This window comes from Myceligenerans salitolerans, assembly GCF_017349295.1.
Lineage (GTDB): Bacteria > Actinomycetota > Actinomycetes > Actinomycetales > Cellulomonadaceae > Myceligenerans > Myceligenerans salitolerans.
This window is the reverse complement of record NZ_JAFMPK010000025.1, coordinates 82,974-96,295: the sequence shown is the minus strand read 5'-3', so window position 1 is coordinate 96,295 and position 13,322 is coordinate 82,974. Positions and strand designations below refer to the sequence as shown.

Below are 13,322 nucleotides of genomic sequence, written 5' to 3'. Positions count from 1 at the left end.
AGCACGATGGACGGGCAGACGTTGCACGACGGCGGACGGGCGCGCCTGGACGTCGTGCTGCCCGAGACGTCGTGGGCCGACCCCGGAATGCTCGACGCCGAGCAGCCGCACGACGGTGCACCGGGCGATGCCTCGGTGGACACGCTGGTGGCGCAGACACGCGCGAGCGAACCGGGCCCGTGGCTCGCGAACCTGCTGCACCTTGCCGTCGTGGCCGCGGCCGGATCCGGCGGCGGTGAAGGCACCACCGGTGCACCCGCCACCGGCGTGCTGGGCCGGTTGGACGCGGTGGAGCTGGCCGAGGTCGTGGCCGCCGCGCAGCGCCTGGCCGGGTGGGCACACGCCGTGCAGGCGCGAGCGGCAGGAGCCCTGGTCGAGGCGCAGGGCGGGATCCTGGGGGTGGACCAGGCCGCGACCGTGGTCAAGGACCGGCTCGGTGTCACCGCCCGCGAGGGCAGCGTGATCGTGAACCGCGCCGACCGCTGCGCCCGCTTCCCGGACGTGCTCACCGCGCTGGAGGCCGGTCGGATCGACGCGCGCAAGGCAGATGCCCTGCTGGGCGCCGGCGCCGAGCTGACCGACGCCGAACGAGCCGCTGCGATCGACGTCCTGCTGCCCGAGGCGCCCACCCGCACCTGGAAGTGGCTGTCCGAGCAGTTGAACGCCCTCGCCGCCCGTCTGCACGGCAGCAGCGACGAGCTGGCTCACGCCGCCGACCAGCGCAACGTATGGCTCGAGACGGCGGGCCCTGGCATGGCTCTGCTCACCGCGCTCCTGCCCGCCAAGGACGGCGCCCGCCTGTTCAACGCCGTCCAGGCGGGCGCGCAGGCGCTGATGAACCTCCCCGGCCAGACCCGCCGCCGCGGCCAGGCGCGCGCCGACGCGCTCACCTCCCTGGTCACCGGTCGGATGGTGCCTCATCCGCTCGACGAGGCACCGGACACGGGCGACAGCGCACCGTCCGCGACAACGGCGCCCGCCCCGATCCCCACCGCCCCGCCCGGCGCGCTCGTCCCGCCCGTGCGGGACACCGATCTCGTGCCCGTCCCGGACGAGGACGACGGCGTGCTGTCCACGGCCCCGGCTTCAGGCGTGGTCGTGCGTGGCGTCGAGGTACCCGCCACGGTCAACGTCACCGTGCCGGCCTCCGTGCTCGCCGACCCGAGCGACGACACGCCGGGGATCCTGGACCTCCTCGGCCCGATCCCCGCGGCCCTCGCCCGCGACATCGCCGCCGAGGGGGTCTGGCACCGCCTTGTCACCGATCCGGTCACGGGGATCCTCACCGACTACTCCACCGGCAGCTACCAGCCACCGCCCCGCCTCCGGCGAGCCGTCGAGGCCCGCGACCGCGTCTGCGCCCACGCCGGATGTGACCGGCCTGCCGCGGGCTGCGACCTGGACCACATCGAGCGGTACGACCACGACCGCCCGTACCGCCCGGGCGAGCCCGGCCAGACCAGCGCCACCAACCTTCATGCCCTGTGCCGGAAGCACCACAACCTGAAGACCCACGCCGGATGGCAGGTGCGGCGCGACCCCACGACCGGTACCGAGACCTGGACCAGTCCCCACGGCCACACCCAGGTCTATCAGGCCGACCCCATCGACCCCGGCGCCCGTTACGGCACCACCGCTCATCTCACCGCCGGCACGGCTCGCGGCGCCGACGCGGCCCCGGCCACCGCCGATCCACCGAACGGCCTCACCCTGGCACGCCCGCGGCCCGCGCCACGGCCGACGCCCGTCGAGACCCCGCCACCGAGCCCACCGGGAGAGGACGCTCCACCGCCCTTCTGATCCTGAGCGGCGTCCCCGGTGACGCGCGCCCCCGTGACACCCGGTTCGAAGAAGGGCAGGCTGACATCGTGAAGCACATCGGTTTTCTCTCGTTCGGGCACTGGACACCCCACGCCTCCTCACAGACCCGATCCGCCGCGGACACGCTGCTGCAGTCCATCGACCTGGCCGTCGCCGCAGAGGAGCTGGGTGCCGACGGCGCCTACTTCCGCGTGCACCACTTCGCACGGCAGCTCGCGTCGCCGTTCCCGCTGCTGGCCGCAGTCGGCGCGCGCACGTCCCGCATCGAGATCGGCACCGGCGTCATCGACATGCGCTACGAGAATCCGGCCTACATGGCCGAGGACGCCGGGGCGGCCGACCTCATCTCCGGTGGCCGTCTGCAGCTCGGCATCTCACGCGGATCACCGGAACAGGTGATCGACGGCTGGCGTCACTTCGGGCACGAGCCCCGTGACGGCGAGTCGGACGCCGACATGGCGCGCCGACATGCCGCGCGCTTTCTGGAACTGCTGGAAGGCGAGGGATTCGCCGAACCCAACCCGCGACCGATGTTCCCCAACCCGCCCGGGCTGCTACGCATCGAGCCGTGGTCCGAAGGGCTCCGGGAGCGTATCTGGTGGGGTGCCGGCACCCGCGCCACGGCCGAGTGGACGGCGCGGCAAGGCATGCACCTGATGTCCTCGACCCTCCTCACCGAGGACACCGGCGTACCGTTCCACGAGCTGCAGGCCGAGCAGATCCAGCGCTTCCGCGACGCATGGACGGCGGCAGGCCATGCGCGGGAGCCGCGCGTGTCGGTCTCCCGATCGATCTTCCCCATCACGGACGAACGCGATCACGCCTACTTCGGCATGGAACGCTTCAGCACCGACCAGGTCGGGAACCTGCAGGGTTCGGCCCGGGCCCGGTTCGGCAAGACGTACGCGGGCGAGATCGACGAGATCGTCGAGGACCTCGCCGCGGACACCGCGATCGCAGCCGCCGACACCCTCCTCGTCACCGTGCCGAACCAGCTCGGTGTCGACTACAACGCCCATGTGATCGAGAACGTCGTCAAGCACGTGGCACCCGCCCTCGGCTGGCGATGAGACAGGCTCCTCACAGTTCGAACAGAGCAGGCTGCTCCGGGATGGCGCCCTCCTTCACCAGCATGCGGAGCTTGGTGCGTGCACCGCCCCGTGCCGAGAACCCGCCGATCCCGCCGCCGGCAGCCAGCACACGATGGCAGGGCACGATCGGCGGGAACGGATTACGCCCGAGTGCCTGTCCGACGGCCTGTGCCGAGCCGGGCGCTCCCAGCCTCGCGGCGACCTCACCATAGGTGAGCGTCTCTCCCGGCGGGATGCTGCGCACCACCTCGTACACCCGGCGGTCGAACTCCGGGACCGCGCCCATGTCCAGGGTGATCTCCGCCGCCGGTGCGGCGTCGGTCTCGGCGCCGTGGTCGAGCAGTCTCCTGACGCGTTCGACCGCCTCCGCGACGCCCGCCGTCGCCTCCGCCTCGACCGCGCCGGGATACCAGCGTCGTACGGCGCGCCGCACCTGTTCCGTCCCGCCCTGAGGCAGAGTGGAGCCGACGACCGCGCCGTCACCGACCCGCCAGACGATCGCGCAGTCCCCTACCTGGGTCGCGAACACGGCGAACGCGAGAGAGTTCGCTCCAGACCCTGCTTCACTGTCCACGTCCCTACTGTAGGAAGCGACACCGACACTGCGGGAAGCGACACCGCCATGGCGCGCGAGCCGGGCCGGGCGGAACTGGCACCGGGTCGAGTTCGTTGAGCCTGACCAGGAAGCAAGCAAACCGAAGGAGCCCGACCATGCAGTGCCCCATCGATCAGGCGAACCTCGTCATGTCGGAACGTAAGGGGGTCGAGATCGACTACTGCCCGCAGTGCCGCGGCGTCTGGCTCGACCGGGGCGAGCTCGACAAGATCATCGACCGTTCGATCGACGCCGAGATCGCCGCCGAGAACGCGCGCCCCCAGCCGGCTACGGCCGCGGCGCAGCCGCAGGTCCCTGCCGCCGTTCCGGCGGCGCCACCGGCCGTCCCCCAGCAGCCGCAGTACCGCGACGACCGGCGGTACGACGGCGAGCGGCGGTACGACGGCGATCGCCGCTACGACGACCGCCGCCGGGACCACTACGACCCCCGCTACAGCAAGCGCAAGCGCAAGGAGTCCTTCCTCGGCGAACTGTTCGACTTCTGACGGGCGGAGCCGGCCACCCTTCCTCGTGCGCGGTGCCGCCCGACTCCTCGGCGCCGCGCACCCGGGACTGCCCTCGCGGGCCCGGCTACGGTTCCCGCACGGAGCTACGGCTCCCGCACGAAGTGGTACGACGCGATCCGGTACCGCTGCGAGAAGTACAGCCCGTGCGCCGCGGCACGCTCCGGCTGCACTCCCGAGTCGAGATGCACCATGCTCACGCCCTCGTCCGCGGCGATCTCGTGCACCCGCTCCAGGAGAGCGGTGGCATGGCCCTCACCCCGCGCCTCCGGCACGGTGGACAGGTCGTCCACGTAGCAGAACCGGCCCCAGGCGAGGTTCGTGGCGAACCGGAAGCCCAGCACGGCGACGGCGTCGGCTCGCTCGCTCCGCTTTTCGGTGAAGGCGCCGAGGAGGCGGTAGCCCTGTGGCCGCTGGACCTCGTCGACTTGTGTCGCGAACGCCGCCGGGTCCGTGAGGTGGCCGCGCAGCGCCCGCATGGCGCGAAACGCGAGCGGGGTGTCCGGGGGAAGGATCTCGAGTACCACCCGCGGATTATCGCACCGCGTCAGTCCGCGGCGTCCCGGATGATCGGGCACGTCATGCAGTGACCACCGCCGCGTCCGCGGCCCAGCTCACCGCCCGCGATCTCCAGCACCTCGATCCCCGCCTTGCGCAGGAGGTCGTTCGTGGTGGTGTTGCGGTCATAGGTGAAGACGACACCGGGTTCCACGGCGACGGCGTTGTTGCCGCTGTCCCACTGCTGCCGTTCGGACTCGTAGCTGTCCCCGCCCGTCTCGATCACCCGGAGGCCGTCGAGTCCCATGGCGTCGGCGACGACCTCGAGGAACGTGGCGCCGCCCCCGTCGGACACCACCACCTCGCCGCGATCGCCCGGCCGCAGCACGAACGGGTGCACGCCGTCCACGATCCGGGGGTAGACGGTCACGGTGTCCACGTCGACGAACGTCATCACGGTGTCGAGATGCATCGCCGAGCGCAGGCGCGGCATCCCCGCCACGACCACCCGGTCCGCCGCGCCTCCCGCGAACAGCTGGCCGGCGACCCGCGTGATCGCCTGCCGCGACGTGCGCTCCCCCATGCCCATCAGCACCGTGCCGTTGCCGACCGGCATGATGTCCCCGCCCTCGAACGTCGCCTGGCCGTGGTCCACCTCCGGGTCCCCCCACCACACCCGCGACCCGACGAAGTCCGGATGGAACTCGTAGACCGCCTTCATCAGCAGCGTCTCGTCACGGCGCGCCTGGTAGTAGAGCGGGTTGAGCGTGACACCTCCGTACAGCCAGCACGTCGTGTCGCGCGTGAACAGGGTGTTCGGCAGCGGCGGCATCAGGAACTCCCGCTCGTCCGGCGAGAACGCGGCGAGCGCCCGGTGCCCCGGCGGTAGCTCGGGGACGTCCGCGACCGCGAGCCCGCCGATCAGGTACTCCGCGAGCGTGTGCGGGGGCAGCGACTCGAGGTACCCGCGAGTGGCCTCGACGAGTCCGTCGCCGACGATCTGGGGCACGATCTTGCGGTCCAGCAGCCAGTCGCGGGCCCCGGGGACGCGCAGCGTCTGCGCCAGCACGGCGTGCAGTTCGACGACCTCGACACCGCGGGCCTCCAGTTCCCCGACGAAGGCGGCGTGGTCCGCCTGCGCCCGCTCGACCCAGAGGACGTCGTCGAACAGCAGGCCGTGGGAGTTCGACGGTGTGAGCCGGCGGTGCGCCTGTCCTGGCGCGCAGACGAGGACCTTGCGGAGCCTGCCCACCTCGGAGTGCACGCCGTAGGCGGCGGAGGGACGCGGGCCGGTGTCCTGGGTCGCGAAAGCGGTCGTCATAACGGCCAACGGTACGTCGGTGGCAACGAGGCGACGAAACGTGCAGCGCAGGGTGGAGCCGAGGAAGGAACCCAGGCGTTAGGGTCGTCGCGTGCATCTGGACTGGGGAATCAAGCCGAGCCTGCTCATGTACGTGGCCGGGGCGCCTGGTGGTCGCCTCGCCGTGGACCCCGAGGTGGGAGGTGAGGGAGCGTCGTTCTGGTTCCGCCTGGACGTGGAACGTTCCGCCGCCCTGCCCGGCGGCGGGACGACGCCGGACGCGCGCGCGTTCGCCTTCGGCGGCTCGGTCGCGTTCTTCGGGCACTTCGGTTCGTTCGTCGGCGAGATCGGTGACCCGGAGGTCCGCGCGGACGAGGGGGATAGCTGGACGATGTCGGTCCTGGACCGCGAGTCGGGGGTCCGCACGGACGCGTTCCGGCTCGTCGGTGAGCCGGAAGGGGCTGACGGCGGTCGCCTGCTGCGCTGGACCCAGGTCGAGGTGAGCGAGGCGGGGGCGGGCCTGTGGGGCGGCAACTACCCGGCGGGGACCCGGTTCGAGCCGGTCACCATCGACTTCGGCGAGGACGTCACGAGCCGATGACCTTCACGTAGTGCAGGAAGGAGACGTCGCGCGCGAAGCCCTCGGACTCGTACAGCCCCTGGGCCGCGACGTTGTCCCAGGCGGTGGCGAGCGAGACCCGGATCGCGCCTGCCTGTCTCGCGCGTTCGCAGATGGCCTGGACGAGGACGCGCCCCGCCCCGGTGCCGCGGGCGGCAGGTTCCACGAACAGGTCGTTGAGCACCCACACGGGTCCGAGGCTCACCGACGACCAGGAGCGGTATGCCTGAGCGAGCCCGACGGCGGGACCTTGTCCGTCGGGCTCGGCGATGAGCAGCACCGTGTCGTCGGAGGCGAACCGCGCGCGCAGGAACTCCCGTACGCGCTGTTCGTCGGCGGCGTGCTCGTAGAAGGCCAGGTACTGCAGGAACAGTCCGGCGACGGCGTCGAGGTCGGCAGCGTTGGCGTCACGCACTTCGATGGGCACGCGGGAGATCATGTCAGGTCCCGGCCCGTGAAGGCCATTCCCTCCCGTGTTCGGAACCCTCGCACCACCGGCCGCGGCTACGCGATCCGGGCGGCGCGCTGCAGCCGCGCCCGCGCGTACTCGGCACGCGGCACGTACGGCGTGAGGTACAGCAGCATCCCGGCCTCGGCGGGGGTACGGTCCGCCTTGAACGAGTTGCACTCGTAGCAGGCGGCCACGAGGTTGAGCCAGGTCGACGGGCCCCCGCGCGACCGTGGCACGACGTGGTCCACCGTGTCGGCGGGCCCGCCGCAGTAGGCGCAGGCGCCGTCACGGCGCTTCACTCCCTGCTTGGTGCAGGCGGGTGCGCCGTTGCGCTTGTAGAGCCACCGCATCGCGACGTACCGGACCAGGCGCAGGACGCGCGGTAAGGGGAACGGTCCGAAGGTGCGGCCGTCGACCGCCTCCTCCACCACCGCTACCTCCCGCACGAGCATCCCGATGGCATGCCTGACCGACACGCGATGCAACGGCTCGTAGCCGGCATTGAGTACGAGGACGTCGGCCACGGTCCGCTCCTTTCGGGTGAGAAGTTCGTTTCGTCGGTGCTGGAAGTGCAAAGAAAAAGCCGCCCAGGACGCAAGTCCTCCAGGCGGCACACGAGTGCTGGTCCGGCAACGCGCCGGTTCAGCGTCGTATCGCGCCTCGGAGAGCCTCGCGGCCGTCCAGGAGGTGCTGCGCGGTGGTCGGGTAGGACGAGGTGCCTGCGCAGCGGATCATGGGCTTCCCGTCCTTTCGTGTCGATACAGCCGATTGATGGCAGTGGATACAGCCAGGTGACGAGACCGGGCGACCTCGTCGTGAAAAAAGGTACACACGCGAGCTTGACACGTCCATGCCTTTTCTGGATCTGTCCCCAAGAATTCATCAAAGCTCGGGGGTTCGCCGCGCGACACGCCGAAGCACGCCGCGTCACGCCTGGTCACCCCGAACGTCGGCGTCTCGCGCTACCGTTACCCTTCGGCCGGGCGTTTCCGGTCGGAACGGACACCAGGCTGGAAGGAGCCCACATCCCATGATGGGAGGACATCACGCCGCGACAGGCGCCGCTGCCTGGGTCGCCGTGACCTCGACCGCACCCTTCGCGTTCGGCTGGTACGAGGGGGTCTCCCATACCGGTGTCGTCGCGGGCGCCCTGGTCTGCGCCGGTGCGGCGCTCCTGCCCGATGCCGACCACCACAGCGGCACCATCGCCAACTCGCTCTCCCCTGTCTCGGACGGGGTGGTCAAGGTCATCGAGAAGGTGTCCGGCGGGCATCGCAAGGGCACGCACTCCATCCTGGGCGTGGCCGTGTTCACCGCGATCGCGTGGTTCCTGAGCCTGCTGTCCGTGGACACCGGGATCGAGGGTGTCGGCACCGTGCTCATCGGCCCCGGCATCATGTGCGTCCTCCTGGTCGCGTTCGCACTGAAGGCGTTAAAGATCACGCGCGACACCAAGGTCCTGCCCTGGACGACGTCGCTGACCCTCGCCGCGCTCATCGCCATCTTCGCGCCCGAGGAATGGTTCTGGATGCCGTTCTGCGTCGCCCTCGGCTGCGTGGTGCACATCCTCGGTGACTTCATCACGACGAACGGCGTCCCCCTGTTCTGGCCGCTAAGGTTCAAGTCGCCCTACTGGATGCGCGACGGCAGGGGCATCGAGCTCGACAGCTTCTGGCGGCGCAGCGGCAACATCGCCGTGCCGATCATCGGCAACGCCGGGTCGGTCCGCGAATGGATCCTGCTCGTCCCGGTCTCGCTCTACGCGGTGGTCGGCATCGTGTGGGCGCTGCTCAACCAGATGGGGTACGACACGATGCCGCTGTGGGAACAGGTCATGTCCTGGGTGTGACCGTCAGAGCCCTCTGGCCACGGCGGCACCCGCGGCGAGCCAGGCCCGCCGTGTCGCGGGTCGCAGCGCGCCGTACCGCAGGTGGCCGTCGACCATCCCCGGGTCGAACGGCACCGTGACGACCTCTCGCGCGATGGTCTCGTACCCGGCGGCCACCTTCCGCACCTCCTCCGCGGGAGCCTTCTGGTCCGCCTGGCTCACCACCGCCACCGCCTGCTGCGCCAGGTAGGCGGACCGTCCGTCACGCTCCGCCAGGCCCTCCAGCAGCAGAGCGCCGGCCTCGGCGTGGTCGTCGCGCGTGGTCGTGGCGATGACGAGCTGATCCGTGTGGTCGATCATCCGCTGCCACATCGGGTCGGACTCGTCGTTGCCCGAGTCGATGATGATCAGCCGGTAGTACTTGCTCAGCACGGCGTGGATCGCGTCCACGTCCGCCTGACCGATCCGCTGCTCGTTCGCCATCGCCATCGGCTTGGAACGCAGCACGTCGTAGCGGTCCCGGGTCTGGTGGTGCACGTAGCGGGCGAGGTCCGCCGCCTGGGCGGAGGGCCCGAGCAGGTGGTCGGCACGCGGCAGCAGGTCGAGCAGCGTGGCGTCGTGCGGCCCCTTCTCCGTACGCCAGCCGAGCGTGCCGCGCGTCTGGTTGTTGTCCCACGCCACCACGCCCGCGCCACCGAACTGCGCGAACACCGCGGACAGCAGCACGGACGACGGCGTCTTGCCCGCCCCGCCCTTGCCGTTCACGATCGAGATGGTGCGCGGGCCCGGCCAGTGCTGGCTCACGTCGCGCTCGTCCGCCCGCTCTGCCCGCTCGGCCTCGCTCGGCCCCACCGGCAGGCCCAGCCGCGTGAGCCAGCCGCGGAAACCGTGCTCGGCGGGTTCCTCCACGGAGACCTGGGTGAGGAACGAGGCGCGTCCCTCCCGACGCGTCCGGGCGACCGGCTCCGCCTCCGGGACCCCCACCGCCTGCTCCCCGCGGACCCAGTCGGCGACGCCTGCCGGTTCCGGCGGCACGGCGGTCGGCGGCGGCGCACTGTGGCGTCCGGCGTCCGACGACGTGCGGTCGTGCGAGGCTCCGTCGTCCCGGACGTCCCGCATCACGGGGTGGTCCGCGGCAGGGAGCGCGTCATGCGGGGCGGTGCCGTTCGGGGCACCGCTCGGGGCGGCGTCGATCGGGGCGGCGGCGTCCATCGGCGCGGCGTCGATCGGTGCAGTGCCGTTCGCGGCGACGTCATTCAGAGCGGTGCCGTTCGGAGCGGTGCCGTTCGAAGCGGTGCCGTTCGGAGCGGTGCCGTTCGGAGCGTCACCGTTCGAGACGGCGTCGTCCGGTACCGGCTCGGTGGGAGGCTGCCCGTGGAGAGCAGGGCGGCCCACCGTCGTCTCGTCCGGCACCGTCTCGTCCGGCACCGTCCCGTCCGGCGCGCTCTCGCGTCCCTGCGGGGGCAGCGCGTCGGCGGTGGGCGGAACCTCGGCGGTCCGGCGGTGCGGAGCGCGCGGCACGGTCAGTTCCGGGTCCGGCGCGGGCTCGACGGCCGGCGTCGCTCCGGTCGGCGTCGGACCGTCCTCCTCCGGCACGACCGTGCCGTCGGGGTGGACGACGAGCTTCCACACGCCCTCCGGCCCTTCCGCGCTCGCCCGCACAGGACGGCCCATGTGGACCGCGTTCTCGGTGACTCGGCGCAACACCTCGATCCGCGCCTCCTCGAGGCTGCCGGCGACCACCGGGTAGACGTTCCCGTCGATCCGGACCTCGCCAGAACCGTCCGTCCTGACCACGGCCTCGATCTGAGGCCAGCTGCGCACCGTCTCCGCGCTCATCGGCGTGCTCCTCGGCTTTGCTGTTCGTCTCGCTGCGCCCAAGCTTCCGCCATCTCGCCTTCGAAAGCGACCGGAAACGCCGCTTTCGACCAGGGATCATCCACTCGGCCGCTGGATTCCGGCAACCCCGCCGGGTGGATTCCGGCAACCCCACCGGATCGGACCGGGACGGCGGCGGGTGAACATTCCGCGGGAACCATGAAGTTGTTTGCGGATCGCAATTCTGGCAGCCTTTCGGCGCTGGTAGGTTGTTCTGTGGGCTGACCTGCGCATTTTGTCCCGTACCAAGGAGTTCTCATGTCCGACGAGACGTACCGCCCCACGCACGGCGCGGTCCCGCCGGATCCTGAGGCGACCCAGGTGCGGCCGGGCATCGCCCAGGTGCCGCCGCCTCCGCCCGGAACGGTGCCGGACCCGTACGCGACGCGCGTCCAGCACCCGGGCGCCCCCACCGGTGACCCGTCCGCGACCCGCGTGCAGCCCCCGGCGACGCGGACGGCTTCCCCCGCCCGGCAGCCCGCGATCGTCCAGCAGCCCGGCCACGTCCCCGCGACGGGTGAGGTGCTCGGTGGCTTCGTGCTGCGCGAGTCGCTCGGTCACGGCGGCTTCGCCCACGTCTACCGGGCAGAGCATCCGTCCGACGGCGTGGTCGCCCTCAAGGTCCTGACGAACTCGCAGGCCGGATCCCACGATCGCTTCGTCACCGAGGCCCGGCTCCTGGAGCAGCTCGGCGGGCGCGGTTTCCCGGCCTTCGTGCGCGGTGACCTCGACGCCCCTACCCCGTGGTTCGCCATGGAGCTCGTCCCGGGCAGGACACTCGCCCAGGTGGTGCACGAGCACGGACCGCTTCCACGCCAGGACCTGCTTCGCGTGGCCGACGACGTCGCCGGCGCCCTGGCCGTGCTCCAGGAGGAGCACTACCTCCACCGGGACGTGAAGCCGGCCAACATCATCGTCTCGGACGGCCGGTGCGTCCTCATCGATCTCGGCATCGCCAAGGGGCACGGTTCGCAGACCTCCACGCACGCCGCCGGCACCATCGCCTACATGGCGCCCGAGCTGTTCGTGCGCAAGCCGCACCCTCGCTCGGACGTCTACAGCCTGGGGCTGCTGCTCGTCTTCTGCGCCACCGGGTCGCTCCCGGCGGACCTGAACTTCACGGGCAGGGACCTGACACCCGAGGACGTCGGCCCGGTGGACCCGGCGATCCTCCCTCTGGTCCTGGCCATGACCCGGCAGGACCCGGCCGAGCGCCCACCCCTGCACAACATCGCCCGTGCGGTCGTGTCCCTCGCCTCGCAGCAGGCCCCGGAGCCCGGGTTGCTGCACGCCGCCGAGACCACGCGCGTCGAGCGCGGCGTCGTCACCGAGGTCGTGACAGCGGGCAGCCTCGCCGCGGGCGCGGCGGCTGCCGGGGTGGCGGGCGCAGGTGCCGCGGCCGCGGCGACCCGAGGTGAGCCGCCCACGCAGGCGATGGAGCCCGCCACGCAGGTGATGGGATCGGGCACACGGGCGACGAGCCCCACGGCGGCGCGGACCGAGGTGTTCGGTCCCGTGCAGACGCCCGCGCCGGCCGGCCCGCCGCCCGCGTCGATCCGGCCGCAACCACCCGTGCAGCAGCAGGCACCCACCCAGCAGCAGCCCCCGGTGCAGGGATATCCGGCGTACGGGCAGCCGCCGGCCGGACAGCCGGGGCCCGCCCAGCAGGGGTACCCGCCGCAGCACGGTGGTCCGGCGGGTCCGCCGCAGCACGGTGGTCCAGGGCGTCCGCCGCAGTCGCCGTCGCACCCGGAACCGCAGCCGCCGTGGCGCGACGAGCGGGACCGCGCGCGCGACGACCGACGCGACGACCGCCGGGACGACGATCCGGGATGGCGGTTCGTCAGCATGCTGCTCGGCGTGATCCCGGCCGTCCTGCTGGGCATCGCGGTCTACCAGGTGATCCGCCTCGTCCCGGGCTTCGACGCGATGCCGGACATGTCGCAGGCGCCGCTCTTCCGCGCGCTGGGCGACTGGCTCCTGCTGACGCTGAACCTGCCGTGGGAGTGGTCAGGCACCATGGCGAACCTCGCGATCCCCCTCCTCGGCCTCGTGCTGGCGGGCGTCCTGAACATGGTGACGCGGGTGGCGGGCAGGTCGGAGGCACGACGGCGGCGCCTGTGGCCGTACTTCCTCACCATCGGCGTCTGGGTGGTGGTGCTCGCAGTGCAGGGTGTCGTCGCGGCGGTGACCGAGAGCGTGGAGAACGCCCGCGAGGACATCGGCAACAGCATCGAGCAGGGCATCGAGGATCAGCAGGACAACCTCCAGGACCAGCTCGACGACACCGTGCGGGAGCAGCAGGACCAGATCGAGGAACAGGCGCGGGAGACCGGCGAGGACTTCTTCGACTCCATCTGGCCCTTCTGACGACGCGCGGCCGGAGCACGTCGGGCCGATGGTCACATATCACCCACAGAGCAGCGATTTGTCCCAGAACCTGGGCGCCGTCTTGGTACCTTGCGCACATGCCCCGGGCCGAGCAGATTCCCCCACCACCGGACGTCGACGACGGCGTGTCCGCGCCCTCCGACTCCGGTGCGGTTCCGCCGCCTCCCCCGCCTCCGGAACCCGAGGAGGGCGGCGCCGGGGGCGCAGCAGAGCCTGTCCCGAGCGGTTCAGCCGTCAAGGTTCAACCCGAACTTGAAGGTTCGGCGGTTTCGCGGGCGAACCATGAACCTCAGGTCGAACCCGAGGACCGGACCAACCCTCGAGTC

Annotated in this window: 12 protein-coding genes; 6 read left to right on the top strand and 6 right to left on the bottom strand. The window is 71.5% G+C overall.

The window, feature by feature from the left end; all coding sequences use genetic code 11:
• Window positions 1-6 precede the first annotated feature (6 nt).
• Window positions 7-1,800: an HNH endonuclease signature motif containing protein gene (locus tag J0911_RS04905; RefSeq protein WP_242636316.1), complete on the top strand. Its 1,794-nt coding sequence runs from the start codon at window positions 7-9 to the stop codon at window positions 1,798-1,800.
• Window positions 1,801-1,868: 68 nt separating this feature from the next.
• Window positions 1,869-2,891, top strand: a complete 1,023-nt coding sequence (locus tag J0911_RS04900) for an LLM class flavin-dependent oxidoreductase (protein ID WP_207274345.1) — start codon at window positions 1,869-1,871, stop codon at window positions 2,889-2,891.
• Window positions 2,892-2,901: 10 nt separating this feature from the next.
• Here J0911_RS04900 and J0911_RS20985 read toward each other — a convergent pair whose 3' ends face one another.
• Window positions 2,902-3,486 (bottom strand): methylated-DNA--[protein]-cysteine S-methyltransferase, encoded by a 585-nt coding sequence (locus J0911_RS20985; protein WP_207274344.1) that lies wholly within the window; start codon window positions 3,484-3,486, stop codon window positions 2,902-2,904.
• 137 nt (window positions 3,487-3,623) lie between these two features.
• Between J0911_RS20985 and J0911_RS04890 the strand changes: the two genes are divergently transcribed.
• On the top strand, window positions 3,624-4,013 hold the full coding sequence (locus J0911_RS04890) for a TFIIB-type zinc ribbon-containing protein (RefSeq protein WP_207274343.1): 390 nt from the start codon (window positions 3,624-3,626) through the stop codon (window positions 4,011-4,013).
• 104 nt (window positions 4,014-4,117) lie between these two features.
• On the opposite strand, the gene J0911_RS04885 is transcribed toward J0911_RS04890, so the two are convergent.
• Both J0911_RS04885 and J0911_RS04880 read right to left on the bottom strand, forming a co-directional pair.
• A complete protein-coding gene (locus tag J0911_RS04885) occupies window positions 4,118-4,558 on the bottom strand; it encodes a GNAT family N-acetyltransferase (RefSeq protein ID WP_307864916.1) in 441 nt (146 codons plus the stop codon).
• A gap of 20 nt (window positions 4,559-4,578) precedes the next feature.
• Entirely contained in the window at window positions 4,579-5,850 is a 1,272-nt protein-coding gene (locus J0911_RS04880) for an arginine deiminase (protein WP_207274342.1), read from the bottom strand.
• A 91-nt stretch (window positions 5,851-5,941) separates the two neighbouring features.
• Between J0911_RS04880 and J0911_RS04875 the strand changes: the two genes are divergently transcribed.
• The gene (locus tag J0911_RS04875; protein ID WP_207274341.1) at window positions 5,942-6,430 is read left to right on the top strand and encodes an HtaA domain-containing protein; all 489 of its coding nucleotides are present in this window, start codon (window positions 5,942-5,944) and stop codon (window positions 6,428-6,430) included.
• Here the strand turns inward: J0911_RS04875 and J0911_RS04870 are convergent.
• The gene (locus J0911_RS04870; RefSeq protein ID WP_307864915.1) at window positions 6,417-6,875 is read right to left on the bottom strand and encodes a GNAT family N-acetyltransferase; all 459 of its coding nucleotides are present in this window, start codon (window positions 6,873-6,875) and stop codon (window positions 6,417-6,419) included. The genes J0911_RS04875 and J0911_RS04870 overlap by 14 nt on opposite strands.
• A gap of 77 nt (window positions 6,876-6,952) precedes the next feature.
• The gene (locus J0911_RS04865) at window positions 6,953-7,423 is read right to left on the bottom strand and encodes an HNH endonuclease (protein ID WP_207274339.1); all 471 of its coding nucleotides are present in this window, start codon (window positions 7,421-7,423) and stop codon (window positions 6,953-6,955) included.
• Window positions 7,424-7,929: 506 nt separating this feature from the next.
• Here J0911_RS04865 and J0911_RS04860 point away from each other — a divergent pair.
• Entirely contained in the window at window positions 7,930-8,748 is an 819-nt protein-coding gene (locus tag J0911_RS04860) for a metal-dependent hydrolase (RefSeq protein WP_207274338.1), read from the top strand.
• 3 nt (window positions 8,749-8,751) lie between these two features.
• Here the strand turns inward: J0911_RS04860 and J0911_RS04855 are convergent, their stop codons facing one another.
• Window positions 8,752-10,566, bottom strand: coding sequence for an AAA family ATPase (locus J0911_RS04855; RefSeq protein ID WP_242636297.1), 1,815 nt, complete (start codon window positions 10,564-10,566; stop codon window positions 8,752-8,754).
• A gap of 297 nt (window positions 10,567-10,863) precedes the next feature.
• Here J0911_RS04855 and J0911_RS04850 point away from each other — a divergent pair, with 297 nt between their 5' ends.
• Complete coding sequence (locus tag J0911_RS04850; RefSeq protein ID WP_207274337.1) at window positions 10,864-12,975, top strand: serine/threonine protein kinase; 2,112 nt, start codon at window positions 10,864-10,866, stop codon at window positions 12,973-12,975.
• Window positions 12,976-13,322: the final 347 nt, after the last annotated feature.